Below are 260 nucleotides of genomic sequence, written 5' to 3' on the forward strand. Positions count from 1 at the left end.
GTTCGCGCGCGATGGCCTTTACGCATTCGGCCACGAGCGCCGGGCCGCGATAGATGAAGCCCGTATACAGCTGGACGAGCGATGCGCCGGCCGCGAGCTTCACGCGTGCGTCTTCGCCCGAGAAAATGCCGCCGACGCCGATGATCGGCACCGCGCTGCCGACTTCCGCATGCAGCTTGCGGATCACTTCGTTCGACGCGTCGAACACCGGGCGGCCCGACAGGCCGCCGGCTTCGTCCGCATGCGGCAGGCCCTGCACG

1 pseudogene is annotated in these 260 nt (G+C 68.8%); it reads right to left on the minus strand.

Going from position 1 to position 260, the window contains the following annotated elements:
* A pseudogene (locus SB751_RS32140) lies at positions 1-260 on the minus strand (quinone-dependent dihydroorotate dehydrogenase); the annotation flags it as partial.

The organism is Cupriavidus sp. SIMBA_020 (assembly GCF_046535395.1).
Classification (GTDB): domain Bacteria; phylum Pseudomonadota; class Gammaproteobacteria; order Burkholderiales; family Burkholderiaceae; genus Cupriavidus; species Cupriavidus campinensis.